This is a genomic window from Corallococcus caeni, from assembly GCF_036245865.1.
Lineage (GTDB): Bacteria > Myxococcota > Myxococcia > Myxococcales > Myxococcaceae > Corallococcus > Corallococcus caeni.
The window spans coordinates 1-459 of sequence record NZ_BTTW01000062.1; the positions used below are offsets into that span (position 1 = coordinate 1).

Genomic DNA, 459 nt, shown 5'->3' on the forward strand with positions numbered 1-459 from the left:
GGTGAAGAGGTCGGTGGTGTATTCGAGGTAGCCCTTGAGGCCCGCGTCCGACTCCAGCACCTGAAGCGTCAAGTCGAACTTGGCGGAGAAGGTGTCGAGCTCCATCGCCTCCAGCTTCACGCCCTCGACGGAGGCCGCGCCGCGGAAGGAGGCCTGGTAGGTGAGCATCACCTGGAAGAAGGGCGTGCGTCCCGGGATGCGCTCGGGCTTCAACTCCTCCACGAGACGCTCGATGGGAAGCTCCTGGTGTTCCTGGGCGCCGAGCACCGTCTCGCGCACCTGGCGCAGCAGCGTGCGGAAGGAGTCGCGGCCCGCCACGCGCGTGCGAAGCACCTGGGCGTTGACGAAGAGGCCGATGAGGCCTTCCACCTCTCCACGCGTGCGGCCCGCCATGGGAGAGCCGACGGTGACGTCCTCCTGGCCGGAGTAGCGGGCCATCAGCAGCTGCCAGCCCGTCAG

The 459-nt window shown here is 68.0% G+C and carries 1 protein-coding gene; it reads right to left on the bottom strand.

The genetic code is table 11. The features are described 5' to 3' along the window. Positions 1 to 459 (bottom strand): condensation domain-containing protein (locus AABA78_RS38915; protein WP_338270594.1); only part of this gene is annotated, 459 nt, incomplete at both ends.